We start from the raw sequence: 25,873 nt of genomic DNA, 5'->3' as shown, positions 1-25,873 counted from the left end.
AGGCATAATATGCAGCATGCGCCTCACGACATTTACCGATTACAACCTGCGCGTGCTCATCTATCTGGCCATCCAGCCGGACAAGCGGGCCACCATTGCCGAGATCGCCGCTGCCTTCGGGATTTCGGAGAGTCACCTGATGAAGGTCGTGCACTTCCTCGGCAAGCACGGGATTCTTGCCAACGTGCGCGGCAAGGGTGGCGGGCTGACGCTCGCCAAGCCCGCGGAGGAAATAAATGTCGGCGCCATTGTACAGCTGACCGAAGCCGACGCCCTGCTCGCCGAGTGCTTCAGCGACGAGCACAACGCCTGTGTCATCACCCGCGTCTGCCAGCTGCGCAAGGTGCTTGGCGAGGCGGCGAAGGCCTTCAGTGATGTTCTCAACGAGTACACCGTCGCCGACCTGGTCAGCGAGCGCCCCAAGCTGGCCCGCATCCTGTCGATTCCGATCGATGCTGTGGGGCGGAGGTAAGTCGCCGTCGACCGCCGCAGGCCGTCGCGCCCGCCGTCAGTTACAGCCGGAAAACGCAGCCGGAACGCCGCTCACCGGTAAGGCTCCCCGCTCTTGTGCCTGAACTGCCATGAACCGTCTGCAAAGCAAGCCTCCAGATCATCGTCGGGGTAACTGACACCATCACCGGGGGTGCGGTCGCCGACTTCAAGGTAAACGACCACGGCGCTGCTGCGATTGACCAGGTGGTGACCACCACCCTCCCCGGCCCTGAATCCCGCACACATGCCAGGGGCCAGCGACGTTTCTCCCGCATCGGTTACCAGCGTCGGGGTACCCTCAAGGACGTAGACAAACTCGTCCTGCCTCGTGTGTGAATGGCGGAGCGCCGATACAGAACCCGGCTCCATGCGGACAAGGTTTACCCCGAAGTTGGTGAGCCCGAAGACTTCACCAAGCTGGCGCTTGATGCGGCCGCTTACCCGCGAGGCAAACGGTTGCGGATAGCTCGATGGACTGGTTCGCGGTGCGACTTCATGCGCCGCGACCGCGACACGCTTCTTGTCACTCGACATGCCAGCGCTCCGGAAAATCAGCGAATACGGCGATGGTCACGAACATGGCGACGATACCGCGCCCTGCCGAAAAGTTCATCGCGCCTGGCGCAACCACTTCTGCTTTGCACCGAAGCCCAGTTTCCACAGCCAGGTCTCGGTGTAGAGGATCTTGTCGGGGACGATCTTCACGACCTGGCGTTCGAAGGGTTTGCTGGTGTCCATGGCCAGGTCGCTCACCCATTCGTGCCAGCGGAAAACCTGCATGCCGCGCTCCCAGCCAGGCGCGTGCGGCTCGATGATCTCGGCGCGGCCGAAGAGCTGCACGCCGCGGGCGCTGTGCCAGCCGTGGTAGGCGCCATGCACGGCGACCGAGATGCGCGGATCGCGCTGCAGGGCCCTGAGCTTGGGCGTACCGGGGTCCGGCAGGATGTAGAGATCGAGACCATCGGCGTAATACTCGATGGGACTGGCGATCGGGCCGCTCTTGCCGATCGTCGCCATCACGCACATGTTGGTCGAGCCCAGCAGCTGCTGGATCCGGTCTTCAAGCTGCTCGCGCGGCAGCTCGGTCGTGGGCCAGGGTGGTTCAACCCAGCGGTATGCGGTACTCATGGTGTGCTCCCCGGATGATGAACAATTTCTCCTGCTCAGCGCTGCGCATCGGCCACGGAAAGCGCGCAGCGCCGCTCGGCATAGGCCACATCCTCGACCCACAGGCGCGCGGCCCGCTTCTCGATCAGCGGACGGATCCAGCGCGCCAGGGGCAGTACGTATTTCATTTGCGGGCGGTCCGAAGTGGCAAGCGTGGACTCGATGACAGCGCAATGCGTATCGTCGATCGGCGTGGCATGTGTCTCGACCACCGAGCCGACGCCATCCCCGCCCACGATGGTCATGACGATCGTGCGCGGCTCGGGGCAGTGAAAGCGCGCATCCACCTCGACACCCAGCCGGCCGAGCACGAGGAAAGCCACGCGCACGATGATGTCCTCGTCGCTACGCTCGATGACGCGCAGGCGGCCGAAGGTGTGCGGATGAAAATGCGCGCCGTGCCAGGGATCGAGCCGGTTGGCGAGGATGTCTTCCGGACGGCAGCGGGCTTCCATGCGCACCGTGGCATCCAGATATGTTGCCGGGCGCGGCGCCATGATGGGCCGTTCGGTGGGCTGCTCACCGCAATCATCAAGCCGTATCCACACCAGCACGCCGTCGTCATGTACCGGCAAAGGCGCCCAGTTCCCCATCGGCCGCTCGCCGAGTTCCAGCCCGTGCCAGGGGCAAACCAGACAGCCGTTGCGTACCGCGCCCGCGCTCAGCGATGCGCCCAGATGCGGGCAGGTGTCGGAGGCGGCCAGCAGGCCGTTTTTCCCCTGCCAGAAGACGAAGTCACGATCATCGATGCGGTAGCGGCGCGGCTGCGCACCGAACTTCCGGCGATCATCGACCACGAACCAGCCGCCGCCGGGCTTGTCCATCGCGCGCCGCAGCGCCTGGCTGATCCAGCGCGGATCCGCCTGCTGCCAGTCGGGCAGCGTCGAGGTGACCGGACGCGGCTCGAGTTCACGACCGAAGATGATCAGCTCACTCATGCCGTTTTCTTCCAGGCAGCCGGGCCACGCAGTGCGACCGACCAGAGCGGTTCCGGGCCGACGTTCCAGGCATCCAGCAGCGTGCTTGCGGCGAGGAACCCGGCGGCGGCGGCGCGCTCCATGAGCGCGGTCGGAAATGGCAGTTTCACAAAGTCTCCCGCCAGGGCGAGTCCTCGCCAGGGTGTGGCTGTTTCCGGGCGCGCAGCGTAGCTGCCCGGTGCAAACGCCGGACAATCCTGCCGCAGCAGGAAGCGCTCTTCAACGATCCGTGCGCCGGCCGTCTCCGGATAGAGCGTGTGCAGGCCGGCCAGCAGGTCGCGCTTGAGTGCTTCCGTATCCGTCGTGCCGCCGGCCAATGCATAGGCATGCAGTTCGACCACCGAACCGCCGGTACGCGCCGCCCACTCGCGGCTCTCATCCTCCAGCAATTCGAAGACGGAGATGTTGTCGAGCGGTCCGACGCCAGCCGTGCCGGCGAATTGCGCACGTCCGGCAGCGACCGGCCGGTCCAGCCACAGGCGCCAGACGGCGAAGGCATTGGTGACACGCAGTGTGTCCACGGATGCACGCCAGCTCGCATCATCGAGAGTCGGTGATGCCGCAACGATTGACTTGACCGCTGACACATCGGTAGCCAGCACCAGCGCATCGGCAGTCACGGAATCGCGATCGGTTTCAACGACCCAGCAGTCATCGCGGCGAACCAGTGAACGCGCCGATACACCGGTGCGCAGCGACACGCCCAGCCGGTCGAGCAGGGTCCCGAGCGGCGTGAATATGCAGGCGGAGAAAGGCCGGTTGGCCACATCGAAGACCAGGCCATCGTGATTGGCGGTGAAATAGAAGTGCATCATCTGCAAGAGCTCCGCCGCCGACATGTCGGCCTGCGGATTGAAGCAGGAATGCGCGAACACATGCAGCAGGCGCTGACGGGCCAGCGGCGGGAAACGCAGTGAATCCAGATATGCGCCGGCGGTCTGCCCGTCGAACTGTCCGTAGGTGCGGCTGCGTTCGAAGCGCAGCATCTCCATCGCGGCGGGGACATTCACCTTGATCAGGTCCCGCAAACCGAGCGTCTCGGTTCGCCAGGTCAGCGTGGCGACATTGCGCAACGGTGCATGACTGAGCCCGGCAAAGGACTCGTTACCGGTCGGTGTGAGGATCGGGTAGTCGGTGGTGGCAGCCAGAAAGCCGAGCTCGGGGTCGATCCGACGCAGCAGCTGGCGCAGGTTGTAGTACTGGCGGAAGAAGGCGTGAAAGCCGCGCTCCATCTGGAAACGCGTGCCGTCGCGGAGCTGGTCAGGCCAGGCGCCGGCGCGGCCGCCGAGATGCGCGTCGCGCTCCAGCAGCGTGACTTCGGCGCCACGCTCGGCGAGCACTGTCGCCGCGGCGATTCCGGCGAGGCCGCCGCCGATGACGACCACACGCCGATTGGTTTCCAGCCGTGTTGCACGGCCGGTCAGCGTCGGCAGCAGGACCGGCTTTGCGTGTCGGGACGGTGAGTTCTGCACGCCCCTATTCTGTCAGACCCCGACGGGGACGGGCCGGTTTTTCCGTTATGCTCGGCAGCATGCGCGTTGACGTGATTTTGTCCCCGGACCTGTCACCCGGCGAGATCCTCGAACTCGGCCTGCTGGCCGAGCGTTACGGCATCGGCGCGGTATGGACCTCGAACTACCCCTCCTCGCGCGACCCTTTCATCAGCCTTTGCCCACTCGCGCTCGCCTCCAGCAGGATCAGGCTGGGCCCGCTGGTGATCACGCCTTACGAACTCCACCCGCTGAAAATCGCCAAGGCGCTGGGCAGCCTGAACGAGCTTTGTCACGGACGCGCCAACATCCTGATCGGCGGACCCACCGGCGTGAACGCCACCATGGGCATGGGTCTCACACGGATGGTCGGCCGGGTGCGCGAATGCGTGGAAATCCTGCAGGCCACCAGTGCGGAGCGGGTACTCAACTACAACGGCAGGATCTTCCAGGTCTGGGGGTACAAACCGGTCTGGGCAACTGATGCGCCGCCGGCCATTTATGTCGGCGCCAACAAGCCGCAGATGCTGGCCATGGCAGCGCGCGTCGCCGACAACATCATGCTGGGTGACATCACGCCACACCACCTCGGCACCGCCGTCGCCACGCTCGACCGGAATTTCGCCGCAGCGGGCAGGCGCCGTGCGGACGTTCCGCTCAGCGGCCTGGTCGCCTGGCATGTGAAGGCCGACCGGCAGACAGCCGTGGCCGAAGCGCGGCAACAGCTCGCCCTGCGCGGCATGCTCGACAGCTGGTATCTGCGGCCGTTTCTGAGCGAAGAAGAATGCCAATTCGTGGAAGCAAACCGCGGGGCGTTCTTCAGTGCCTACAAGAACAACACGCCGGAAATCGCCGGCGTGCCGGACGCCCTGATCGACCGCATCATCGACAATCTCAGTTGCACGGGCAGTGCCGATGACATCGACCGGCATATTGAACGTCTCCGGCACTTCAGGGATCTGGGCCTGAGCCAGGTGGCCCTCAAGCTCCACAACGACAGCGCTGCGGCCATCCGCCTGATCGGCGAGCAGCTTGTCCCGGCCCTGCAGTAGACTCCCGGGCTGATCGCAACGATGGAAGGACTGGTCGCATGGAAATCGACATCATCCTCAACGAATTCGCCTCGCCACAGGAGGCTCTCGAGCTCGGCCTGATGGCAGAGCGATACGGCGCCCGCGGCGTCTGGTCCAGCAATTACGGCTGGTCGCGCGATCCTTTTTTCACACTGTCGCTGCTCGCGCATCAGTCGTCGCGCATCCGGCTCGGGCCGATGGCCGTCAGTCCGGCCGAACTGCATCCGCTGAAGATGGCCAACCTGCTGTTTTCGCTGAACGAGTTGTCGCGCGGCCGGGCCATGATCATGGTCGGTGGCGGTGGCGCGGTACTGCAGGCCATCGGCGGCAAGCGCGAACGGATGATCCGGCGCACCCGCGAATGCCTCGAGATCCTCAAGGGCGCATCGCCCGACAAGATGATGAATTACAACGGCGAGATCTACAAAGTCTGGGGTTACCAGCCGAAGTGGTACACCGACACGCCGCCGCTGATCTATTTCGGCTCCAACCACCCGCAGAGCCGCAAGCTGTCCACCGAACTCGCCGACGGCCTGATCACCAGCGATTTCGTCGTGCCGCTGATGAAGGACTTCATCGGCAAGGCGCATGCCGAGCTGCAAGCCGCCGGCCGCTCGACGCATGATTTCCGCATCAGCAACTTCTGGGCCTGGCACATCAAGAAGGATGCGGCGGCGTCGATGCGCGAGGCGCGGCGCGAACTGATGCTGCGCGGCTGGCTCGGCGAGCAGTATTTCAGACCATTTCTCGACGCGGACGAAGTCCAGCTGATGCGCGCCCACGAGCAGGATTTCCTGAACGCCTTCCTGCGCGGCACCGATGTGATCGAGAACGTGCCCGATGAGCTGGTGACGAAGATGGTCCGCAACATCTCCTTTGTCGGCGGTCTGGACCAGATCGATGCGGCCATCGAAACGCTCAAGGCCTTTGCTGCGGCCGGCCTGACCGAGATCGCCCTGCGCGTACACGACGACCCCGCGGATGCCATCCGCCTGATCGGCGAGCGCGTGATCCCGGCGCTGCGCTAGACAGGCACCAGACCCGGTTCAGATCAGGAAACGACCTGCCCACCAGGCGCAGGCGGCGATCAGTCCGGAGGCCGGGATCGTCACGATCCAGGCGACAACGATATTGCCGGCGACACCCCAGCGCACGGCCGAGAAGCCGCGCTGCGCCGAGCCGACGCCGATGATGGAACCCGTGATGGTGTGCGTGGTCGACACCGGGATACCGAGGTCGGACGCGAAAAACACCGCCATCGCACCGCCGGTTTCTGCCGAGAAACCACCGACCGGCTTGATCTTGGTGATGCGCTGACCCATGGTCTTGACGATACGCCAGCCGCCAAACAGGGTGCCGCAGGCTATGGCAACGAAGCAGCTCGTGATGACCCACGTCGGCAGATGCTCGCGGGTCGCGCCCCCCGAGGCAATCAGCAGCAGCCAGATGATTCCCATCGTCTTCTGCGCATCATTGCTGCCGTGGCCAAGGCTGTACATGGCCGATGAAACGAGTTGCAGTTTGCGAAAGACGCGATCGACCCGGTTGGGCGGGATCCTGAAACATATCCAGGATATCGTGGTGATCAGTATCGCACTCCACAGAAAACCGATTACGGGTGAGGCAACGATGAACAGGGCGGTCTTGAGAATGCCCGGGGCAAGCAATGCGCCGGTACCGGATTTCGCCAGCATCGCACCGATCATGCCGCCGATCAGCGCGTGCGATGAACTCGACGGGATGCCGTAGTACCAGGTAATGCCGTTCCAGATGATCGCGCCGATGAGTGCGCCGAAAATCACATGGTAGTCAACGAGTCCGGGTTCAATGATGCCCTTGCCGACGGTAGCCGCCACCTTCATCTCGAAAATGGCGATGGCAAGAAAATTGAACATCGCCGCCCAGACCACGGCCTGGTAGGGCTTCAGCACTCCGGTGGAAACGACCGTCGCGATCGAGTTCGCGGCGTCATGAAAGCCGTTCATGAAATCGAAGACGAGCGCCAGTCCGACGAGCAGGACCAGGGTGCTGAAGGTGAACTGCGGATCGATGTTCAACCGTTTTCCAGCACAACGCCTTCGATCACGTTGGCAACGTCCTGGCACTTGTCGGTGGCGGTTTCGAGCAGTTCGTAGACAGCCTGCAGCTTTATCACCTGGCGCACGTCAGTCTCGTCGCGAAAGAGTCTGGAGATGGCGCCCCGCATCACGCGATCCGCATCCGACTCGAGCCCGTCGATCTCCTGGCAAACCATCAGGATCGATGGCGCGTTCTTCATCGAGGACAGCAACACGGTTGCGGCCTGCACCCTTTCGCAACAGATTCGCACCAGGTCGGCAAGATGTGATGCTTCCGGTTCGACGGCCTGGATATCGTAGAGCAACAGCGATTCGGCGGCGTCCTGCATCAGGTCCAGGATGTCGTCCATGCGCGAGATCATGCGGTGAATATCATCCCGGTCGAACGGGGTAACGAAGGTCTTGTGCAGCAGCTGTACCGTATCGTGAGTCACACGGTCGGCCGCCCGCTCGAGCTCACCGATCCGGGTAATTCGTGCGGCGCGCGCCGGCACGTTGGCGTAATCCTCAAGCAGTTCGGCGAGCACCGTACCACCCTGCACCAGCAGAGCGGCATGCTGGTTGAACAAATCAAAAAACCTCCCCTCTCGGGGCATCAACCGGGAGAACAATTGCATCAGGATGTCTCGTTTATGCTCGTTTTCCGCACAGGCTAGCAGAAATCACCCTGTTCGCAGCACCGTCGACCTGCAGAAGCAGCAAAGCCCCGGCCAGCGGTCACCATGAACACGATGGCCGGGGCCGCTCAGACCGCGAGCCGCCAGGCATCCCCGTCGCGCACGATGCGGCCCGCCGAGGGCGTGGCGAAGTGGCTGCCGAACACCAGCACCGGCGCATCGCCGTAGCGCGCGATGAAATCGAGCCGGGTGCGCAAGGCCATGGCCTTGTCGAAATCAAATGGGCTGGACCAGTGCGGCCGGGCCAGCTGGCAGGGGTGATGCATGAGGTCGCCGGTCACGACCGCCTGCTCGCCCCGCGATGCGATGCGGATCGACACATGGCCCGGTGAATGACCCGGCGTCGACTCGAGCCAGACCTCGTCGGTGATGCGGAAATCAGGGGCGACACATTCGCCCTGCCCCGTGTCGAATACCGGTCGCACTGAATCCCCGGCGTAGTCGCCGAGCGGACTGACCGGCGCCTTGTCGAGCCAGGCCCAGTCCTGCGCGCTGAAGAGGTAGCGCGCGGAGGGGAAAGTCGGCTGCCAGCGGCCGTCGATGAGCATGGTGTTCCAGCCCACATGGTCCGGATGCAGGTGCGTGCAGACCACGAAGTCGACGCGCTCGCGCGGAAAGCCGGCCGCGGCGATCTCCTCGAGAAACTGCCCCTGGCGCCGGTTCCACTGCGGCACGATGCGCGGCTTGTCATTGCCGAGGCAGGTGTCGATGACAATCCGCTGGCCACAACTCTCGACCAGCAGCGAGTGAATGCTGCTGATGAGCTGTCCCTGCGGCGTCACGAAGTGCGGCCTGAGCCAGTCGATCGGTGCGAGATTGGCCGGCGTCGCCTCGGGCAGCATGATCGCGGCACTCATCGATGCGTCTTCGGTCTCGATGATCCGCGTGATCGTGACGTCGCCGACTTTCCAGCGTTGCATGGCGTTTGTATCCCGCTCCATATCCGGCGACCGGAGTATAAATGCCGATTCCCGTATCCCGCGCAAACCCGGTAAGCTCGGCCCGGAACTGCCGCGGACACCGAGTCCTGACTCACCACCCGAGGGAGAATGCCCCGTGAAAGCCAGCAGCCTTGCCCTGATCCTGATCGGGGTCTTTCTCAATGCCAGTGCCCAGCTGCTGCTGAAAGCCGGTGCGAGCGACCTGCGCAGCGTCGACCTGGTGCTCGCCAATGCCGGCAACATCGCCCTGCGGCTGGCCACGAATCCGGCCATCATCGTCGGTCTCGGCTGCTATGCCGTCAGCGTCGTGGTGTGGATCCTGGCCCTGACCCGCGTCGACGTCAGCGTGGCCTACCCGATGCTGTCGCTGGGCTATATCGTCAGTGCGGTGGGCGCCTGGTGGCTGTTCGATGAAGGCATCACACCGATGCGCATGGCCGGCATTTTCACCATCATCGTGGGCACCTGGCTGGTGGCCCGCAGCTGAGGCCGGCGGCTGGACTTGGACCGGTCAATGCAGCAGTATCGCGCCCTCCCCGACCAGCCAGCCCCGCGCATGAGCAACGACCTTGCAAGCCCTCAGGGATCCGACCCCGTGATCAAGACCATCACGGCCGCGGCTCTGGACGAACTGTCCGGCAAGGCCGTCGCCGCCGAACGCCGGCGCGCCCACCTGAATGTCCATGCTTCGCTGGATGCCAACGTCCAGCGGCTGTTCATCGCCACCGAACCCGATACCTACATGCGCCCCCACCGCCACCCGGAAGCCCACAAGTGGGAGTACTTCATGGTGCTGAAGGGGCGCATTGACCTGCTGGTGTTCAGCGCTGCGGGCGAACTCACCCGGCGCATTCCGCTGTCGCCTGACACCACCGTCGCCACCGAAATTCCGCCGGGCGTCTTCCATGCCTATGTCTGCATGCAGCCGGGCACACTCGCGATGGAGATCAAGGAAGGCGCCTACATTCCGACGCCCGAAGCCGACTTCGCGAGCTGGGCGCCGGCCGAACGGTCAGCGGGTGCCGCAAGCTATCTGCAGTGGATGCAAACCGCGCAACCATGAGCGGCCCGCCGGACTTTCTGCCCTTTACCCGCCCATCCATCGATGAGGACACCATCGCCGGTGTGGCGGAAGTCCTGCGTTCCGGCTGGATCACCAGCGGCCCGCAGGTCAGGGCCTTCGAAGCAGCGTTGTCGGCCCACTGCGGCGGGCGGCCGGTACGGGCACTCAGTTCCGCGACCGGGGCGCTGGAAATCGCCCTGACGCTCGCCGGTGTCGGCCCCGGTGATGAAGTGATCACCACGCCACTGTCCTGGGTGGCAACGGCAAACGTGGTGCTTCGCGCCGGCGCACGACCGGTGTTTGTCGACGTCGCGGCTGCCACGCGCAACATCGATCTCGACAAGGTGGAAGCCGCCATCACGCCGCGCACGCGCGCGATCCTGCCGGTGGACTTCGCCGGCCTGCCGGTTGATCGCGACCAGCTTTATGCCATCGCAAGGCGCCACCAGCTGCGGGTGATCGAGGACGCGGCCCAGTCGATGGGCGCCAACTGGAATGGCCGGACCATCGGCAGCAGCGGCGACCTGGTGGCCATCAGCTTTCATGCCAACAAGAACATCACGACCGGCGAGGGCGGCTGCCTGGTGTGCAACGATGCGGACGAGGCGCGTCGCTGCGAGTTGCTGCGGCTGCAGGGCGTCGAACGCTTTCCCGATGGCGAAATCGAAGTCAGCGTGGCCGGCGGCAAACACAATCTCACCGACATCGCCGCGCGCATCGGCCTCGGCCAGCTGCGTCAGCTCGAGGCCTTCACTGCCCGCCGTCGCGAACTCGCGCAGCATTACTTTGCCACCTTGGACCGGAAGCTCGGCTGCGAGCTGCCGCCGGCCGACTTCAGGCAAAGCAACTGGCACATGTTCCAGCTGGTCCTGCCCGAGGGCACTGACCGCGGCCGCTTCATCGCCACCATGGCCGAACACGCCATCGGCATCGGCGTGCATTATCCGGCCATCCACAGGCTCGCGCTGTATCGTGCGCTGGGCTACAGTGACGGCGACTTTCCGGTGGCCGAGCGCCTCGGTCGTGGCCTGGTCACGCTGCCGCTGTTTCCGGCCATGACCGCCAGCGACGTGGAGCGCGTCTGCGCCGCAGTCGCCGACACCCTGCGCAAGCGGCAGGCCTGAGCCAGCCGCCCATGGAGAGCTTGCCCGCCTTGCAACCTGAACTGTCCATCGTCATCCCGGTATACAACGAAGAGGCCAGCCTGCCGCTGCTGTTCGCGCGACTCTACCCGGCACTCGACGCACTGGGGCGCAGCTACGAGCTGATTTTCGTCAACGACGGCAGCCGCGACCGGTCCGCCGGCGTGCTGCGCGCCCAGTTCGAGCTGCGCCCGGACGTGACCCGCGTGGTGCTGTTCACCAGCAACTTCGGCCAGCACCGCGCCATCCTCGCCGGCTTCAGCCACAGCCGCGGACGCTTCATCCTGACGCTCGACGCCGATCTGCAGAATCCGCCGGAGGATATCGGCAAGCTGGTCGCCGAGTTCGACGCCGGCCATGACTACGTGGGCACCATCCGCACCAACCGGCAGGACAATGCCTGGCGGCGCTATGCCTCCCGGATCATCAACCGCATCCGCGAACGCACCACGCGCATCCACATGACCGACCAGGGCTGCATGTTTCGCGGCTACTCGCGGCAGATCGTCGACGCCATCAACCAGTGCAGCGAAGGCAATTCCTTCATTCCCGCGCTCGGCTACATGTTTGCGGCAGATCCGGTCGAGATCGAGGTCAGCCACGAGGAACGCGCTGCCGGTGAATCCAAGTACTCGGTATACCGGCTCATCAAGCTCAATTTCGACCTGATGACCAGCTTTTCCATTCTGCCCGTGCAACTGTTTTCCGTGGCCGGTGTGCTGGTCTCGCTGGTGTCGCTGGCTTTCGTGGTCTTCCTGCTGATCCGGCGCCTGCTCATCGGCCCGGAAGCCGAAGGCCTTTTCACCCTGTTCGCCATCGCCTTTTTCCTGATCGGCATCTCGCTGTTCGGCCTCGGCCTGCTCGGCGAGTACATCGGGCGCATCTATGAGGAAGTCCGGAAGCGGCCGCGCTACCTGATCAGCGCCATACTCGAGCGCCCGGAAGACCCGCATTGACCCGGGCCGTCGTCTTCGCCTACCACAATGTCGGCGTCCGTTGCCTGCGCGTGCTGCTGGCCCGGGGCATCGAGGTTCCGCTGGTCGTCTCGCACGCAGACCAGCCCGGAGAGGAAATCTGGTTCGAGAGCGTCGCCCGTCATGCGGGCTGGCACGGCATCCCGGTCATCACGCCGGAGGATGCCAACACGCCGGAGGTCCTCGCGCAGATCGCGGCCGCCGCACCGGATTTCATCTTCTCCTTCTATTACCGGCAGATGCTCGGCGCTCCGCTGCTCGGCCTGGCAAAGCGCGGCGCCTACAACATGCACGGCTCCCTGCTGCCGCAGTTCCGCGGCCGGGTACCGGTGAACTGGGCCGTGCTGCACGGGGCGACGGAGACCGGCGCCACCCTGCATGTCATGGCCGACAAGCCGGATGCCGGCGCCATCGTCGATCAGCAGGCGGTACCGATCCTGCCGGACGACACGGCATTCGAGGTCTTCCAGAAGGTCACGGTCGCCGCCGAACTGACACTGCACCGCTGCCTGCCGGCGCTGGTGGCGGGCAACGCACGCCTCATGCCGCAAAACCTCGCCGCCGGCAGTTATCATGGGCGCCGTACCGCCGCGGATGGCCGTATCGACTGGCGTGCCGGCGTGGCGAGCATCCACAATCTGGTGCGCGCTGTCGCTCCGCCGTACCCGGGCGCGTTTTCGGAAGCCGGCGGTCTGGCGCTGCGTATTTTCCGCTCGTTGCCGGCCCCCGGGCCGGCCACTGCCGAGCCGGTATTGCGCTGGCATGCCGGCGAAGTACAGGCACTGTGTGTTGACGGGATATTACGCCTGCTGGAATTCGAACTCGGCGCGGAGATCCGCAGCGCCGCAGCCTTCCACGAACGTTTTGGCGACGCTTCACTGCCTCTGACAAGGAATTGATGATGACCAACGTGCTGATCCTCGGCGTCAACGGCTTTATCGGCCACCACCTGTCCCGGCAGATTCTCGCCACGACGGACTGGAACATCTTCGGCATGGACATGTTCAGCGACCGGCTGATGGAGTACATGGACAATCCGCGCCTGCGCTTCTTCGAAGGTGATATCACCATCAACCGCGAGTGGATCGAATACCACGTCAAGAAGGCCGACGTGGTCGTCCCGCTGGTCGCGATCGCCACGCCTGCCACCTACGTCAGCGATCCGCTGCGCGTTTTCGAACTCGACTTCGAGGCAAACCTGCACATCGTTCGCCTGTGCGTGAAGCACAAGAAGCGTGTCATCTTTCCCTCCACCTCCGAGGTGTACGGCATGTGCCGGGACAGCGAGTTTGATCCCGCGACCTCGGAACTCGTCTACGGCCCGATCGAGAAGCAGCGCTGGATTTACGCCTGTTCCAAGCAGCTGCTCGACCGCGTGATCTACGCCTACGGGCAGGAAGGCAAACTGGATTTCACGCTGTTCCGGCCATTCAACTGGATCGGTGCCGGGCTGGACAACCTGCATGCCGCCAAGGAAGGCAGCTCGCGCGTGGTCACCCAGTTCCTCGGCAATATCGCGCGCGGGGAAAACATCCAGCTCGTCGATGGCGGCTCGCAGGAGCGCTGCTTCACCGGCATCAGCGACGGCATCGCGGCGCTCATGAAGATCCTGGAAAACCGTGGCGGGAAGGCCAGCGGCAACATCTACAACATCGGCAATCCGCACAACACGCTGTCGGTGCGCCAGCTGGCCGAGAAGATGCTGGTCATGGCCGCCACCTATCCCGAGTATCGCGACAACGCAGCCCGGGTGAAGCTGGTGGACGTCAGCGCCAGCGGCTACTACGGCAAGGGTTACCAGGACGTCCAGCATCGGGTACCGGGAATTGCCAACACCACCGCGGACCTCGGCTGGACGCCAAAGGTCACGATGGATGATGTGCTGGGCCAGATCTTCGAAGCGTATCGACAGGAGATCGCCAGCGCCGGTCGCCTGGTGGAGAGCGAATAAGCGGCGGCGACGCCTGAAATGCTGCTTGCCCTCAAAGTCGACGTGGATACCCTGCGGGGCACGCTGGAGGGTGTGCCGCAACTCGTCGATACCCTGCGCGATGCCGGCGCCGGGGCAACCTTCCTGTTCAGTGTCGGGCCCGACCATACGGGCCGAGCGATCCGGCGGGTATTCCGTCCCGGCTTTGTCGCCAAGGTCAATCGCACTTCGGTACTCAGTCACTACGGTCTGCGCACCCTGCTGTACGGCACGCTGCTGCCTGGCCCGCATATCGGCCGACGGGCCGGCGAGACCATGCGCATGGTGCGGGATGCCGGTTTCGAGGTCGGCGTGCACTGCCACGATCACATCCGCTGGCAGGACTTTGTCGCGAAGCGCGATGCGGCCTGGACCAGCCGCGAGATGCAGCGAGCCGTGGCGGATTTCCGTACGGTCTTCGGAACGGCGCCACGCACCCATGGTGCTGCCGGCTGGCAGATGAATGATGCGGCCTTCGCAATGGAAGAAACGCTCGGCCTCGACTACGCATCAGACACGCGCGGTGACGGGCCCTTCATTCCGCTGGTCGCCGGTCGGCCCCTCGGCTGCCCGCAATTGCCAACCACGCTGCCGACACTGGATGAACTGCTGGGTATCGACGGAACCACGGCGGACAACGTCGCCGACGTACTGCTGGCGCGTACCGGCCCGACAGCCACCCGCAACCATGTCTACACCCTCCACGCCGAACTCGAGGGGATGGCGCTGCGGCCGGCCTTCGCACGACTCCTCAGTGGCTGGAAAACACAGGGCTACGAGCTGGTCGCGATGGAGCGGCTGTGGCGAAGTCTTGACGCCGCCACCCTGCCGCACTGTCCGGTGCGGAGTGGTGAGGTGCCCGGTCGCAGCGGCACGCTTGCCCTGCAGGGTCCGGCAATCGCCGGTGCCACGGCATGAGCTCGGCGAACCGGTCATGGCCGTCGGCGGGTGTGGTGCTGCTCATCGCCTTTGCCGTTTTTTACCTGGTCACCCTCGGCATCCGGCCGCTGTCGCGACCCGACGAGTTCCGTTACGCCGAGATCGCCCGGGAGATGCTGACCAGCGGTGACTGGGTGACACCGCGCTTCAACGGCGTCCGCTACTTCGAGAAGCCGGTGCTCGGTCACTGGGTGAACGCCGCGTCGCTCGCCGTATTCGGCGAAAACGCCTTCGCGGTTCGCCTGCCCATGGCGCTGACCACCGGCCTGACGGCGCTGTTCCTGCATGGCTTCGTGCGGCGGCAGACGCGGCGGGCCGCACTCGCCATCGACACCAGCACGATCCAGCTGTCGTTTCTCGCCGTCTGGGCCATGGGCAGCATGGCCATCCTCGATCCGATTCTCGGCCTCTGGCTCACCCTGTCTGTTGGTCTCTGGTACGAGTCCCATGTCGCACCACCAGCAAAACGTCGCCGACTGCAGGCGCTGGTCGGGATCTGCTGCGGGCTCGCCTTCCTCACCAAAGGCTTTCTCGCCCTGGCGATTCCGGTACTGATCGTCGGACCCTTTCTCGCCTGGCAGCGCGACTGGCGACGGCTTCTCGATGATGCCTGGTTGCCGGTCCTCGTCGCCGCAGCCGTGGTCGCCCCATGGGGTCTGCTCATTCACTCGCACGAGCCGGATTTCTGGCGCTACTTCTTCTGGGAAGAGCACATCCGCCGCTACTTCTCCGGAGAGCGGGCGCAGCACAGCCAGCCGTTCTGGCTGTTCTTCGCCGCCTTGCCGGCGATGGCGCTGCCGTGGACTTTCCACGCACCGGCTGCCCTGCTCGGTCTGCGCCGCGCATCGCCCGAGCTGCAGTTGGACCCGCGCCTGCTGCGCTTCACGGTGCTGTGGTTTGCCATGCCGTTGCTGTTCTTCTCGGCCTCCAGCGGCAAGCTCTTGTCCTACATCCTGCCCTGCTTCCCGCCGCTCGCGCTGTTGCTCGCGCATGGCGTGGAACGCTATCGGGCGAGCGGCCGGCGCATCGCGCTCGAGCGCGGCACAGTCGGCCTTGCACTGCTGTTCGCCGCGGGCTTCGGCTACCTGCTCGGCAACGGCCTCGGGGCATTCGGCAAACCGCTGTTTGGCGCCGGCGAAAGCCTGCGCTGGATCCTCTCGCTCGCTGCCTGTGCCTGGGGAGCCTGGATCGCTGGCCGCCACGCGCGACGGGCGGCCGACGACCCGGTCAGGGTGCTCGGGATCAGTCTGGCCGGACTGCTGCTCGCGATCCCGGTGGTGATCCCTGACGCCACGCGGGACAGCAAGATGCCCGGCCCCTTCCTCGAGGAGCAGAAAGCGCTGGTGGCACCGGACGCTGTCATCATCGTCAAGGGCCAGCTGGTCGGCTCGGTCGCCTGGGTCTTCAAGCGCAGCGATCTGTACGTATTCGAGCCGAACGAGCTGGAATACGGCCTGTCCCAGCCCGACGCCGCCGGACGCGGCATCGGCAGCGCCGGAATCCGTCGGCTGATCCAGGCCAACGCCGGAAAACGCGATGTGCTGATCATCACACGCGTCAAAGACAATGCACGGGCGGCCGCCGACGTGCCACCTGGCACTCGCCATGCACAGCAAGGTGCGCTGGCTGCCTGGTATATCACCGCCGCGAAGCCCGACCCCGACGCTCAGTCGATGACGAGCACCTTGGCACCGCGTATGTAGCGGCGCTTGAGCTCCCTCAGGGCGCGATTGGCCTCCTCCAGCGCATGGCACTCGACCGCCGGCTGCAGCGGGATCTCCGCCGCCAGCTGCAGAAACTCCAGCACATCGCGACGCGTGACGTTGGCCACGCTCTTGATTTCCTTCTCGCGCCACAACTGCCCGGCATAATCCAGATCCAGCAGCACAGCCTGATCAACCGTCTCCTTGCGTATGGCATTGACGACGAGGCGCCCGCCCGCATCCAGGTTTTTCAGCGCCTCGACGACCGGCGTCCAGACCGGCGTCGTATCGATGATCGCGGCGCAGGGCTGCGGCGACCGGTCCTGCGTATCGCCGGCCCATGCTGCGCCCAGCTCGAGGGCAAAGGCGCGCTCCTCCGGGCTGCGCGCGAACACCACCACGGGCGAGTGCGGGTACCGGTACCGCGCCAGTGCCAGAACCAGGTGCGCCGACGCACCGAAACCGGTCAGGCCCAGCGTCTGGCCATCCTCGAGATTCGTCAGCGACAGCGAACGGTAGCCGATGGCCCCGGCACAGAGCAGCGGTGCGGCCTCGACGTCGGGCAGGGCGTCCGGCAGGCGACAGGCGAAATCGGCCCGCACCGTCATGTACTGCGCATAGCCGCCGTGCGCATCGAGACCGGTGGCCTTGAAGCCGGGACAGAGATTCTCCCGCCCGCTGCGGCAAAAGTCACAGCTGCCACAGGCTGAATGGATCCACGCGACGCCAACCCGGTCACCGGGCCGCAGACCGGCGCGCTTCAGCACGCCCTGTGGATCGCGATTCCCCAGTGCGGCAACACGACCCACGACCTGATGACCCGGGATTACCGGCAATCGCGGCGGCGGCAGTCGACCTTCGATCTCGTCGAGTTCGGTATGGCATACGCCACAGGCGGCCACCCTGATCAGGATTTCGCCGTCGCCGGCAACCGGTTCCGGCAGGTCACGAAGCGTCAGCGGCGTGTCGTTGTCCGCCAGGCTGGTGATTCGTTCGAGGACCATTGCGCGCATTGTGTTTACCGTGGGCGATGCGTCTTATTGACATCGACTGTTTCGACTAGACTCCGATTCTGTATTTTATCGGGCAGGGATGCGATGAAAATTTCCGCCGCACAGCCGGTTGCCGCGCTGGCCCGCATCCGCGCCCGCAGCGACGGCGAAGCCGTGCTCTGGTGGTGGCAGGGCGAAGTCCTCGGCAAGCGCCCCGGCGAGATCGCCAGGCACCTGATGCGCATCACCGGCATCGGCTTCAACCGCCTCTCCCGGCTGCCGGACGGTCTCTGGGAATCGAGGATGAGCGAGGCCGGCTACTACATCGACGCCGGGACCGGCGCGTTTCTGGACAGCTGGACCAATCCCTGGACCGGGCGCGTGGTCACACCACCGGCCAATCGCCTCCGTCTGCGTTATCTGATCGAAGACAACGGCACCATCAGGCCGTCTTTTCCGGGCGCGCCATTTGACGGGCAGGTCGGCGCACCGCTGATCATCGGTGATACGGTCTGGAGCAGCGAGCGGCTTGCCGCGCAGTTTCCCGCACCGGCCACGCCCGCGGTGCCGGGCGCACCGAAGGGGCTGGCCGGCGAGCCGATGGAGGTGACGCACTTCTGCGCATCGCTGGCTGATGTCGGCAATCCGCGGCTCGGCATGGTGCCGGCCACCATGAGTCACACCACGATGTGGAGCTTCTATCCCTGGATGGGCATGGAGGACAACGGAGGCTACGTGCTCTCGGAAATCATCGGCCGGAAGATCGCTGGCCCCGCAGACATCCCCACTGCACTGCGCGAGCGCATCGAGCGCGACCATCCGGGCTTCCTCGCCAGCCCGGACATCTGAGCTTCGCCTCAAACGCCGAGCGCCGTCTCTTTCGATACCGCCGGACCGTCCTTTTCCCAGAACGGCGGGAAGCGCATGGCGACGGCCGAACAGGCCAGCGCCGCAGCATGGAAAGCGACAAACAGCAGCGCATTACCGAACAGCGTGAAGTGCAGCAGCGCGATACCCAGAAACGGCATGTGGCCGAACAGCACCTTTTTGGCGTTTGTGGCACGGATGTTGTGCGGCGGAGAAACGTGGATGTCCCACCAGCCTGACTGGTAGATCTGGCCGTAGCCCGCGAGCACGAAAAACACCAGCAAGGCGCTGCCCCAGCGGGCGAAGCCGAATTCCTCGATCACGGCCCAGATTGCCAGCGTCAGCTGACCCGAGCTGAATCCCCAGGCAAGCCCGAAGAGTATCTGCGGCAGCAGATAAAGCCTGCGATCGTAGGTCAGCGTGCCGCGCGGCCACCAGTACACATAGCCCCAGACCAGGGCGAGCAGCCAGATGCCGGTGAGAACGAGCCACACCGGGCTGGCCAGATCGTCGGCCGGCACGAAAGGCGCATGGACCAGCGCCTTCAGCACCCCGGTCGCCCAGCTGATCACCAGGATCACGCTGAAATAAAGCAGCGCCCGCATCCACGCCAGCCGCGGACTGTGTACGTTGTCCGCATGCCTGTTGCGTTCGGCGAGAAACAGCTGGGCGAGTACGGAAGCGGCGAGCATCACGCCGAGGACCACATGGTCTTCCCAGCTGCCGCTGTAGACCTGTGGCGGATCAAACGAAGATTGCGCCGTCATGCATCCCCCGGAACACGGCCTGGATCAGCCGATGTTACGGCAGGCAGGCGTGATTGTCAGACGACGTAGGAGAGGATCGTATAGAAGTGGCAACCGCTGCCACTGACCACGAACAGGTGCCAGACACCGTGACCATGCCGCAGCTTGTGGTCGGTCGCATAGAAGATGAGGCCGCCGGTATAGAGTGCGCCGCCGGCCACCAGCCAGGCAAAACCCGGCGGCGTGAGCGCATGCCACAGCGGCACCACCGCGACCAGCGCCAGCCAGCCCATGAGCACGTAGAGGATCAGCGAAAGCACCCGTGTGCGGTTGCCGAGCAGAAGTTCCTGCCCGATGCCGAACAGCGCCAGACTCCACACGATGCCGAGCAGCCACCAGCCCCAGGTACCGCGCAGGGACACCAGTGCAAAGGGCGTATAGGTACCGGCGATCAGCATGTAGATCGCGCAATGGTCGAGCTTTCTGAGTATCGCTTTCGCGCGGCCGCGCACGCTGTGATAGACGGTCGATAACACATACAGCGCCACCAGCATCGCGCCGTAGATGCTGAAGCTCACGATCTTCCAGGGATCCCCGAGGCGGGCGGCAATCGTGATCAGCACTATCGCACCGGCCAGGGCCAGCCCGGCCCCTGCCAGGTGGCTGATGCTGTTGAAGCGCTCGCCGTGGTACATGCTGGGTGGACCACGGCGATCGTGCACAGTTCAATCGCTCCCGCGGCGGAAGAACCGGGCCTTGGCGAGTTCCGTGCTGAGCATGTATGCCGCAACGATGCAAACGATGGTGCCGGCTATCGGCAGCGACAAGGGCACAAAACCGAATACCGCTGCGGGCGCACCCAGCCAGGGAATTGCCAGGGCGAACAGGCTGACCGCTGCCGTAAACCAGCAAAGCAGCCGGCCCGGCCGACTCCGCAATGCCGGACCCTGCGTGCGCAACACCAGCACCACCGCCAGTTCGGTGAGCAGCGAGACCACAAACCAGGCGGTCTGAAAGGTGGCCTGCCCGGCGCTGAACACCGTCCGCAGCAGGGCAAAGGTCGCCAGGTCGAAGATCGTGCTGAGCAGGCCGAAGACAATCATGAAGCGCTGCACTTCAGCAACACGCCAGCGCTGCGGTCGCACCAGCCTGTCCGCATCCACGTTGTCCGTCGAGATGAACAGCGCAGGCACGTCAGACAGGAAATTGTTGAGCAGGATCTGCTTGGCAGCGAGCGGCAGAAAGGGCAGCAAGGGCGTCGCCAGCGCCATGCTCACCATGTTGCCGAAATTGGCACTGGTGGTGATGCTGATGTACTTGAGCGTATTGGCAAATGTCCTGCGTCCGTCTTCGACGCCCTGCCGGAGTACGTCGAGATCAGGTTTCAGCAACACGACATCGGCGCTCGCGCGGGCCACATCGACGGCCTGGTCGACCGAGATACCCACATCCGCCGCATACAGGGCAGGCGCATCGTTGATGCCGTCGCCGAGGTAGCCGACCGAGTGACCCATGTGCTGCAAGGCGCGCACGATGCGCTCCTTCTGCTGCGGGTCGACCTCGACAAACAGGTCGGTAGACCCGGCACAGTGCCACAGTGCCTCGTCTTTCATCGTGGCGATCTCCGCACCCGTCAGCATGGCGCGAGGATCAAAGCCGATGCTTTCGCCCAGGTGGGCAGACACGTAGCGGTTGTCGCCGGTGATGACCTTGGTGCGGATGCCGAGAGCGGCGAGTTCGCCTATCGCCTTTGCCGCGGTCGCTTTTGGCGGATCGTAAAACAGCAGGAAACCGGCCAGGTTCAGCCCCGTTTCGTCCTCATGCACATAGCGCTCCCGTGCCGGCACGCGCTGTGCCGCGAGCGCAAGCACCCGGTAGCCCTCCTCGCTGCGGCACCTGAAGAACGCCTCCAGCGCAGCGCGGTTTGTCGCATCCAGGGCGACTTCGGCACCACCTTGCGTGACGGTGCTGCAGGTCTCCAGCACCTTGGTGAAAGCACCCTTGATGATGAGCAGATGTGCAGCCGGGTCACCGGCTGCGGCAACCACGATCGTCAGCCGCTTGCGGATGAAGTCGTACGGGATTTCATCCACCTTGCTGCAGCCCGTCGCCGCAAGTCCGGCCGAGTCACCGGCGGCAACGATGGCTGCATCTAGCGGGTTCTCGATACCCGTCTGCATGACTGCATTCAGGTAAGCGAGTTGCAACACGGCCGGTGCGGGCTCGCCAGCCGGATCCACAGCTGCATTGAGCGCCACGATACCGGCAGTCAGCGTGCCGGTCTTGTCCGTACACAGTATGTCCATGCTGCCCAGGTTTTCGATGGCCTCCAGACGCGAGACGATCACGCCCTCTCCCGCCATCCGCCTGGCACCACGCGACAGGGTTACGCTGACGATGGCCGGCAGCAGTTCAGGCGACATGCCGACCGCGAGAGCCATCGCAAACAGCAGCGACTCGAGCGCAGGTCGCCCCAGCCACTGGTTCACGACCAGCACGAACACCACCATGCCGAGCATCACGCGCACCAGCAGATAGCCGAATTGCCGCACGCCCTGCGCAAAATCCGTTTCCGGCGCATTGGTCGCGAGCCGTCCGGCGATCGCACCGAATTGCGTATCGCGACCGGTCCGGACGATCAACACCTCGGCGGTACCGCTGCGCACCGATGTACCGAGGAACACCGAGTTGCTGCGTGCCGCCAGCGAGGCATCCGCGGCAATCACACCCGGTCGCTTCTCGACCGGAAACGACTCGCCGGTAAGACTCGCCTCGGTGACGAGAAAATCACGCGCCGTCAGTACAACGCCATCACCCGGCACCAGGTTGCCGGCGGAAAGCAGCACCACATCGCCCGGCACGATGGTCGCCGCCGCGACCGTGCAGATGGTCCCGCCACGCCTGACCTGTGCGGTCAGGGCGAGTCGCTGACGCAGCCCGGCTACAGCCGCTGATGCACGGTATTCCTGCAGGAAGCCGAGCAGAACGCTGCTGAAGACGATGACGAGGACAATCGCGGCATCGACCCACTCGCGCACAAACAGCGACACGGCTGCGCCAAACACCAGGATAAGCACCAGCGGGCTCTGCACCTGACGCAGGAACAGGCGTGCGGCAGACAGCCTCGCGGTGTCACGGATACCGTTGCCAGCAAAGCGTCGCAGACGGTCGGCTGCCTCGTCGGCTGACAAGCCATCCACACTGCTGTCCACCGTCCGCAGCAGTTCCGCCGCGGGTCGTGACCAGTAGGCAGAAGCTGCGTCCATGCGCGAGGCGCCCGCATGGCCCGCCCCGACCGGCGTCATCCGGTATTCCTCAGCCCCGCTGCCACGCCGTTGATGGAGATATGGATACCGGTGCGCACGCGCTCGGCTTCAGGGTCGGTATCGCCGCGGCTGCGATGGCGACGGATCAGCTCGACCTGCAGGTGATTGAGTGGGTCGAGATACGGAAAACGATGTTCGATCGAGCGCGCCAGCGCCGAATTGCCGGCCAGGCGCCGCGACTCACCGGTGATCTGCGAAAGCGCCTTGCTGCTGCGCTGCCACTCGGCCTCGATGGCACCGAACAGGCGCTTGCCGAGGCGCTTGTCCTCGACCAGCTCGACGTAGCGGGCGGCGATGCGCAGATCGCTCTTCGCGAGCACCATGTCCATATTGGAGAGCAGCGTGCGGAAGAATGGCCACTGCCGGTACATCCGTTGCAACAGCGCAAGCCGGCGCTGCCGGCCGACGCCATGACCCAGGTAACGCTCCACTGCGGTGCCGAAACCCGCCCAGCCCGGCAAGGCGACCCGGCACTGACCCCAGGAGAAGGTCCATGGAATCGCGCGCAGATCCTCGATGCGCAGCTCACCACCATCCTGACGCGGGCGCGACGGGGGACGCGAGCCGATCTTCAGCCCGGCAATCTCGCGGATCGGGGTCGCGGCGAAGAAGTACTCGCTGAATCGCGGCGTGTCGTAGACCAGATGCCGGTATGCCTCGAAGCTCGTGCGGCTGAGTTCAGCGGCGGCCTCAAGAAACTTTTCAGGCACCGAGCCGGCCTCGCCCGGCGTCGCATGCAGCAGGGTCGCCTCCAGCGTCGCCGCCACCAGCGTCTCCAGGTTACGCCGGCCGATGTCCGGATGGGCATACTTCGAGGTAATCACCTCGCCCTGTTCGGTGACGCGCAACTGCCCGTTCACGGTGCCGGGCGGCTGGGCGAGAATCGCCTGGAAATTCGGACCGCCGCCCCGGCCGACCGTACCGCCGCGACCATGGAACAGCCGCAGCACCAGGCCTTTCTTGCGCAGCGGTGCAAACAGCGCCACCAGTTCGATCTCGGCCCGGTAAAGCTCCCAGTTGCTGGTGAAAAAGCCGCCATCCTTGTTGCTGTCGCTGTAACCGAGCATCACTTCCTGCTCGCCACCACTGCGCAGCACCGTGTCCAGCACGCCGGGCAGCGCCAGAAATTCCTGCATGATGCCGACCGCACGGCGCAGGTCGCCGATGGTCTCGAACAATGGCACGACGATCAGGCTGGAACGCGCCGTATCGGCCAGCGTGCCCTGCAGCAGCCCGGTCTCCTTGAGCAGCAGCATCAGCTCGAGCAGATCACTGACTTCCTCGGTGTGCGAGATGATCGAGTGGCGGATCGCATCGCGTCCGTAGCAGGCCAAGGCATCGCGCGCCGTCTCGAACACGGCGATTTCATCCATTGTGGCCGGCGTATAGGCGTGGTCGACGACACGCAGCGGACGCGCATCGTTGAGCAGCTTCAGCAGGATGTCGCGCCGTCCGGCTTCGTCCAGCGCCATGTAGTCGCTGTGCAGGCGGGCAGCGCGCAGCAGTTCGGCAACCACCGCCGCATGACGGTCGGAACTCTGTCGCAGGTCGATGGTCGCCAGATGAAAGCCGAAAACCTGCACCGCACGTATCAATGGTGCCAGCCTTGGCCATACCACGGCCTGCGCATGATGCGAGCAGAGCGAGCCTTCGATCACGCGCAGGTCGGCGAGAAATTCCGTCGCGCTCGCATAGGGCTCCTGTGGCTCCACGGCGTGCCGCAAGGCCTCCTGGCCGGTATAGGCATGCAGCGTCGCGGCCAGCCGCGCATAGATCCCGATCAGCGCACGCCGGTAGGCTTCATCGGCGCGATGCGGATTGCGATCCGGCGAACGGTCCGCCAGCGCGGCCAGCTCATCGGACACGCCGGAGAGCAACTGCGACAGCGACAACTCGGCGCCGAGTTCGTGCACCTCCGCCAGATAGAAACGCAGCGCCACCTCGGCCTGCCGCTCGAAAGCAGTGGCCAGCGTTGCAGCCGTGACGTTGGGATTGCCGTCGCGGTCGCCGCCGATCCAGTGCCCCATGCGCAGGAACGGTGCCACCGTCTGGCCCGGCAGGGCCTGTTCGATGTCGGCATAGAGGTGCGGCAACTGGCGCAGAAAGGTGGTGCGGTAGTACGACAGCGCATTATCGATTTCATCGATCACGCTGAGCCTGACCGTGCGCAGCATGCGCGTCTGCCACAGCTGCGTGACACGGGCGCGGATCAGCAGCTCGTTCTGCGCGCGCTCGGGCTCCAGCTGCAGGGCGTCGCGCTGCGCGACGAGTTCTGCAATCGCGCGCTCGGCGTCGAGGATGCTCTTGCGCTGTACCTCGGTGGGATGGGCAGTCAGCACCGGGCTGATGTGCGCGTGGGCAAGCGTCCCGACAATCTGCGTGTCGCTGACACCGGCACGCGCCAGACGCTCGAGGCTGAGCTGAAGCGAGCCATCCTGCAGCTGCGCCAGCGCTTCCTGCTGTGCCCGCTGACGCACCTGATGCCGGTCTTCAGCGATGTTGGCGAGATGTGAAAAATAGCTGAAGGCGCGGATCACGCTCACCATCTGGTCGCCCGACAGGCTCTTCAGCAGCCGGCTGAGCGCCCGGCCGGCGCTTGCATCCTTCTTCAGCCGGTAGGCCACCGACAGCTGTCGCACGCGCTCGATCAGGTCGAAGGCCTTGCGGCCTTCCTGCTCGCGAATCACGTCACCGAGAATGCGCCCCAGCAGGCGAATGTCCTCGACCAGCGGGCGGTTCTGTTCCTCGGCATTGCGCCTGCGTGCGGCAGGCGACTTGCGGCCCCGCGCCGGGCTGCTCACGATGACACCGCGGCTCTGGCCGGCTGGCCCTTGACCAGCACCACCGGAACCGGTGACAGCTGCACTACATTGCGGGCGACGGAGCCCATCACCGCACCGGCCAGGGCACCACGCCCGTGCGTGCCCATGATGATCTCGTCGCAATTGTTGGCCTGCGCATAGTCGGTGATCACCTGCCCCGGATCGCCCACGCCGATATGGTGATCGGCACTGATGCCGGCTGCCTTCAGCACTTCGCGGGGCGCGGCCAGGGTCGCCATGCCTTCGTCGCGGTAATAGCTCTCCACGCTTTCCGGCTTGATGAACAGCTTGACGTTTACCCCGGCCAGCGGGAATTGCACATTGAGCAGATGTACGTGCACCGGCTCTTTGCAAAGGCCGGCACGGCGCACCACATAGTCCACCGCGCTGTCCGAATAGCCGGAACCGTCGATGGCGACGAGGAATCTCGACATG

25 protein-coding genes are annotated in these 25,873 nt (G+C 64.9%); 12 read left to right on the top strand and 13 right to left on the bottom strand.

What is annotated here, in order from left to right:
- Positions 1 to 16 precede the first annotated feature (16 nt).
- Positions 17 to 472, top strand: a complete 456-nt coding sequence (locus H6979_12130) for an Rrf2 family transcriptional regulator (GenBank protein MCP5140590.1) — start codon at positions 17 to 19, stop codon at positions 470 to 472.
- Between the two features lie 71 nt (positions 473 to 543).
- Here H6979_12130 and H6979_12125 read toward each other — a convergent pair whose 3' ends face one another.
- The 4 genes from H6979_12125 to H6979_12110 all read right to left on the bottom strand — a co-directional run bounded on the left by H6979_12125 (position 544) and on the right by H6979_12110 (position 4,108).
- Positions 544 to 1,026, bottom strand: a complete 483-nt coding sequence (locus H6979_12125) for a cupin domain-containing protein (protein MCP5140589.1) — start codon at positions 1,024 to 1,026, stop codon at positions 544 to 546.
- A 75-nt stretch (positions 1,027 to 1,101) separates the two neighbouring features.
- Positions 1,102 to 1,620 (bottom strand): pyridoxamine 5'-phosphate oxidase family protein, encoded by a 519-nt coding sequence (locus H6979_12120; GenBank protein MCP5140588.1) that lies wholly within the window; start codon positions 1,618 to 1,620, stop codon positions 1,102 to 1,104.
- 35 nt (positions 1,621 to 1,655) lie between these two features.
- Positions 1,656 to 2,597: a Rieske 2Fe-2S domain-containing protein gene (locus H6979_12115; GenBank protein MCP5140587.1), complete on the bottom strand. Its 942-nt coding sequence runs from the start codon at positions 2,595 to 2,597 to the stop codon at positions 1,656 to 1,658.
- Complete coding sequence (locus H6979_12110) at positions 2,594 to 4,108, bottom strand: FAD-dependent oxidoreductase (GenBank protein ID MCP5140586.1); 1,515 nt, start codon at positions 4,106 to 4,108, stop codon at positions 2,594 to 2,596. Before H6979_12110 ends, H6979_12115 begins: the two co-directional genes overlap by 4 nt.
- 47 nt (positions 4,109 to 4,155) lie before the next feature.
- On the opposite strand from H6979_12110, the gene H6979_12105 reads away from it, so the two are divergent.
- The gene (locus H6979_12105) at positions 4,156 to 5,178 is read left to right on the top strand and encodes an LLM class flavin-dependent oxidoreductase (GenBank protein ID MCP5140585.1); all 1,023 of its coding nucleotides are present in this window, start codon (positions 4,156 to 4,158) and stop codon (positions 5,176 to 5,178) included.
- Between the two features lie 38 nt (positions 5,179 to 5,216).
- Positions 5,217 to 6,227 carry an LLM class flavin-dependent oxidoreductase gene (locus H6979_12100; GenBank protein ID MCP5140584.1) on the top strand — a complete coding sequence of 337 codons (1,011 nt, stop codon included), beginning with the start codon at positions 5,217 to 5,219 and terminating at the stop codon, positions 6,225 to 6,227.
- An 18-nt stretch (positions 6,228 to 6,245) separates the two neighbouring features.
- Here the strand turns inward: H6979_12100 and H6979_12095 are convergent, their stop codons facing one another.
- The 3 genes from H6979_12095 to H6979_12085 all read right to left on the bottom strand — a co-directional run bounded on the left by H6979_12095 (position 6,246) and on the right by H6979_12085 (position 8,874).
- On the bottom strand, positions 6,246 to 7,184 hold the full coding sequence (locus H6979_12095; GenBank protein ID MCP5140583.1) for an inorganic phosphate transporter: 939 nt from the start codon (positions 7,182 to 7,184) through the stop codon (positions 6,246 to 6,248).
- Between the two features lie 68 nt (positions 7,185 to 7,252).
- Entirely contained in the window at positions 7,253 to 7,888 is a 636-nt protein-coding gene (locus H6979_12090; protein ID MCP5140582.1) for a DUF47 domain-containing protein, read from the bottom strand.
- A 134-nt stretch (positions 7,889 to 8,022) separates the two neighbouring features.
- The gene (locus H6979_12085) at positions 8,023 to 8,874 is read right to left on the bottom strand and encodes an MBL fold metallo-hydrolase (GenBank protein ID MCP5140581.1); all 852 of its coding nucleotides are present in this window, start codon (positions 8,872 to 8,874) and stop codon (positions 8,023 to 8,025) included.
- Between the two features lie 136 nt (positions 8,875 to 9,010).
- Between H6979_12085 and H6979_12080 the strand changes: the two genes are divergently transcribed.
- From H6979_12080 to H6979_12045, 8 genes are all read left to right on the top strand, one after another.
- Positions 9,011 to 9,382 carry a 4-amino-4-deoxy-L-arabinose transferase gene (locus H6979_12080; protein MCP5140580.1) on the top strand — a complete coding sequence of 124 codons (372 nt, stop codon included), beginning with the start codon at positions 9,011 to 9,013 and terminating at the stop codon, positions 9,380 to 9,382.
- Positions 9,383 to 9,451: 69 nt separating this feature from the next.
- Positions 9,452 to 9,958 (top strand): WbuC family cupin fold metalloprotein, encoded by a 507-nt coding sequence (locus H6979_12075; GenBank protein MCP5140579.1) that lies wholly within the window; start codon positions 9,452 to 9,454, stop codon positions 9,956 to 9,958.
- The gene (locus H6979_12070; protein ID MCP5140578.1) at positions 9,955 to 11,082 is read left to right on the top strand and encodes a DegT/DnrJ/EryC1/StrS aminotransferase family protein; all 1,128 of its coding nucleotides are present in this window, start codon (positions 9,955 to 9,957) and stop codon (positions 11,080 to 11,082) included. Before H6979_12075 ends, H6979_12070 begins: the two co-directional genes overlap by 4 nt.
- Before the next feature lie 11 nt (positions 11,083 to 11,093).
- Positions 11,094 to 12,056: a glycosyltransferase gene (locus H6979_12065; protein ID MCP5140577.1), complete on the top strand. Its 963-nt coding sequence runs from the start codon at positions 11,094 to 11,096 to the stop codon at positions 12,054 to 12,056.
- Positions 12,053 to 12,973 carry a formyltransferase gene (locus H6979_12060; GenBank protein ID MCP5140576.1) on the top strand — a complete coding sequence of 307 codons (921 nt, stop codon included), beginning with the start codon at positions 12,053 to 12,055 and terminating at the stop codon, positions 12,971 to 12,973. The genes H6979_12065 and H6979_12060 overlap by 4 nt, the downstream gene beginning before the upstream one ends.
- A gap of 2 nt (positions 12,974 to 12,975) precedes the next feature.
- Positions 12,976 to 14,025, top strand: a complete 1,050-nt coding sequence (locus tag H6979_12055) for a bifunctional UDP-4-keto-pentose/UDP-xylose synthase (GenBank protein ID MCP5140575.1) — start codon at positions 12,976 to 12,978, stop codon at positions 14,023 to 14,025.
- 18 nt (positions 14,026 to 14,043) lie between these two features.
- Complete coding sequence (locus H6979_12050; GenBank protein MCP5140574.1) at positions 14,044 to 14,961, top strand: 4-deoxy-4-formamido-L-arabinose-phosphoundecaprenol deformylase; 918 nt, start codon at positions 14,044 to 14,046, stop codon at positions 14,959 to 14,961.
- Positions 14,958 to 16,685, top strand: a complete 1,728-nt coding sequence (locus H6979_12045) for a phospholipid carrier-dependent glycosyltransferase (GenBank protein ID MCP5140573.1) — start codon at positions 14,958 to 14,960, stop codon at positions 16,683 to 16,685. Before H6979_12050 ends, H6979_12045 begins: the two co-directional genes overlap by 4 nt.
- On the opposite strand, the gene H6979_12040 is transcribed toward H6979_12045, so the two are convergent.
- On the bottom strand, positions 16,649 to 17,698 hold the full coding sequence (locus H6979_12040; protein MCP5140572.1) for a zinc-dependent alcohol dehydrogenase family protein: 1,050 nt from the start codon (positions 17,696 to 17,698) through the stop codon (positions 16,649 to 16,651). The genes H6979_12045 and H6979_12040 overlap by 37 nt on opposite strands.
- 84 nt (positions 17,699 to 17,782) lie before the next feature.
- On the opposite strand from H6979_12040, the gene H6979_12035 reads away from it, so the two are divergent.
- Positions 17,783 to 18,526, top strand: a complete 744-nt coding sequence (locus H6979_12035) for a DUF1838 family protein (GenBank protein MCP5140571.1) — start codon at positions 17,783 to 17,785, stop codon at positions 18,524 to 18,526.
- 8 nt (positions 18,527 to 18,534) lie between these two features.
- On the opposite strand, the gene H6979_12030 is transcribed toward H6979_12035, so the two are convergent.
- From H6979_12030 to H6979_12010, 5 genes are read right to left on the bottom strand one after another with little or no spacing between them, the layout of a single operon-like run.
- A complete protein-coding gene (locus H6979_12030; protein ID MCP5140570.1) occupies positions 18,535 to 19,311 on the bottom strand; it encodes a hypothetical protein in 777 nt (258 codons plus the stop codon).
- A gap of 56 nt (positions 19,312 to 19,367) precedes the next feature.
- Positions 19,368 to 19,985 carry a hemolysin III family protein gene (locus H6979_12025; protein ID MCP5140569.1) on the bottom strand — a complete coding sequence of 206 codons (618 nt, stop codon included), beginning with the start codon at positions 19,983 to 19,985 and terminating at the stop codon, positions 19,368 to 19,370.
- Between the two features lie 30 nt (positions 19,986 to 20,015).
- Positions 20,016 to 22,556 carry a magnesium-translocating P-type ATPase gene (mgtA, locus tag H6979_12020; protein ID MCP5140568.1) on the bottom strand — a complete coding sequence of 847 codons (2,541 nt, stop codon included), beginning with the start codon at positions 22,554 to 22,556 and terminating at the stop codon, positions 20,016 to 20,018.
- Between the two features lie 35 nt (positions 22,557 to 22,591).
- Positions 22,592 to 25,420, bottom strand: a complete 2,829-nt coding sequence (gene ppc, locus H6979_12015; GenBank protein ID MCP5140567.1) for a phosphoenolpyruvate carboxylase — start codon at positions 25,418 to 25,420, stop codon at positions 22,592 to 22,594.
- On the bottom strand, positions 25,414 to 25,872 hold the full coding sequence (locus tag H6979_12010; protein ID MCP5140566.1) for a universal stress protein: 459 nt from the start codon (positions 25,870 to 25,872) through the stop codon (positions 25,414 to 25,416). The genes ppc and H6979_12010 overlap by 7 nt, the downstream gene beginning before the upstream one ends.
- Position 25,873: the final 1 nt, after the last annotated feature.

It is taken from the genome of Chromatiales bacterium, assembly GCA_024234935.1.
Taxonomy (GTDB): domain Bacteria; phylum Pseudomonadota; class Gammaproteobacteria; order Steroidobacterales.
This window is presented reverse-complemented; position numbering and strand designations above follow the sequence as displayed.

What these genes read in the sequence shown, in the direction of transcription:
- H6979_12130 (MCP5140590.1), top strand. Translation starts at nt 17, where the DNA reads ATGCGCCTCACGACATTTACCGATTACAACCTGCGCGTGCTCATCTAT.
- H6979_12125 (MCP5140589.1), bottom strand. Translation starts at nt 1,026, where the DNA reads ATGTCGAGTGACAAGAAGCGTGTCGCGGTCGCGGCGCATGAAGTCGCA.
- H6979_12120 (MCP5140588.1), bottom strand. Translation starts at nt 1,620, where the DNA reads ATGAGTACCGCATACCGCTGGGTTGAACCACCCTGGCCCACGACCGAG.
- H6979_12115 (MCP5140587.1), bottom strand. Translation starts at nt 2,597, where the DNA reads ATGAGTGAGCTGATCATCTTCGGTCGTGAACTCGAGCCGCGTCCGGTC.
- H6979_12105 (MCP5140585.1), top strand. Translation starts at nt 4,156, where the DNA reads ATGCTCGGCAGCATGCGCGTTGACGTGATTTTGTCCCCGGACCTGTCA.
- H6979_12100 (MCP5140584.1), top strand. Translation starts at nt 5,217, where the DNA reads ATGGAAATCGACATCATCCTCAACGAATTCGCCTCGCCACAGGAGGCT.
- H6979_12095 (MCP5140583.1), bottom strand. Translation starts at nt 7,184, where the DNA reads ATGAACGGCTTTCATGACGCCGCGAACTCGATCGCGACGGTCGTTTCC.
- H6979_12085 (MCP5140581.1), bottom strand. Translation starts at nt 8,874, where the DNA reads ATGCAACGCTGGAAAGTCGGCGACGTCACGATCACGCGGATCATCGAG.
- H6979_12075 (MCP5140579.1), top strand. Translation starts at nt 9,452, where the DNA reads ATGAGCAACGACCTTGCAAGCCCTCAGGGATCCGACCCCGTGATCAAG.
- H6979_12070 (MCP5140578.1), top strand. Translation starts at nt 9,955, where the DNA reads ATGAGCGGCCCGCCGGACTTTCTGCCCTTTACCCGCCCATCCATCGAT.
- H6979_12065 (MCP5140577.1), top strand. Translation starts at nt 11,094, where the DNA reads ATGGAGAGCTTGCCCGCCTTGCAACCTGAACTGTCCATCGTCATCCCG.
- H6979_12055 (MCP5140575.1), top strand. Translation starts at nt 12,976, where the DNA reads ATGACCAACGTGCTGATCCTCGGCGTCAACGGCTTTATCGGCCACCAC.
- H6979_12050 (MCP5140574.1), top strand. Translation starts at nt 14,044, where the DNA reads ATGCTGCTTGCCCTCAAAGTCGACGTGGATACCCTGCGGGGCACGCTG.
- H6979_12045 (MCP5140573.1), top strand. Translation starts at nt 14,958, where the DNA reads ATGAGCTCGGCGAACCGGTCATGGCCGTCGGCGGGTGTGGTGCTGCTC.
- H6979_12040 (MCP5140572.1), bottom strand. Translation starts at nt 17,698, where the DNA reads ATGCGCGCAATGGTCCTCGAACGAATCACCAGCCTGGCGGACAACGAC.
- H6979_12035 (MCP5140571.1), top strand. Translation starts at nt 17,783, where the DNA reads ATGAAAATTTCCGCCGCACAGCCGGTTGCCGCGCTGGCCCGCATCCGC.
- H6979_12030 (MCP5140570.1), bottom strand. Translation starts at nt 19,311, where the DNA reads ATGACGGCGCAATCTTCGTTTGATCCGCCACAGGTCTACAGCGGCAGC.
- H6979_12025 (MCP5140569.1), bottom strand. Translation starts at nt 19,985, where the DNA reads ATGTACCACGGCGAGCGCTTCAACAGCATCAGCCACCTGGCAGGGGCC.
- mgtA (MCP5140568.1), bottom strand. Translation starts at nt 22,556, where the DNA reads ATGGACGCAGCTTCTGCCTACTGGTCACGACCCGCGGCGGAACTGCTG.
- H6979_12010 (MCP5140566.1), bottom strand. Translation starts at nt 25,872, where the DNA reads ATGTCGAGATTCCTCGTCGCCATCGACGGTTCCGGCTATTCGGACAGC.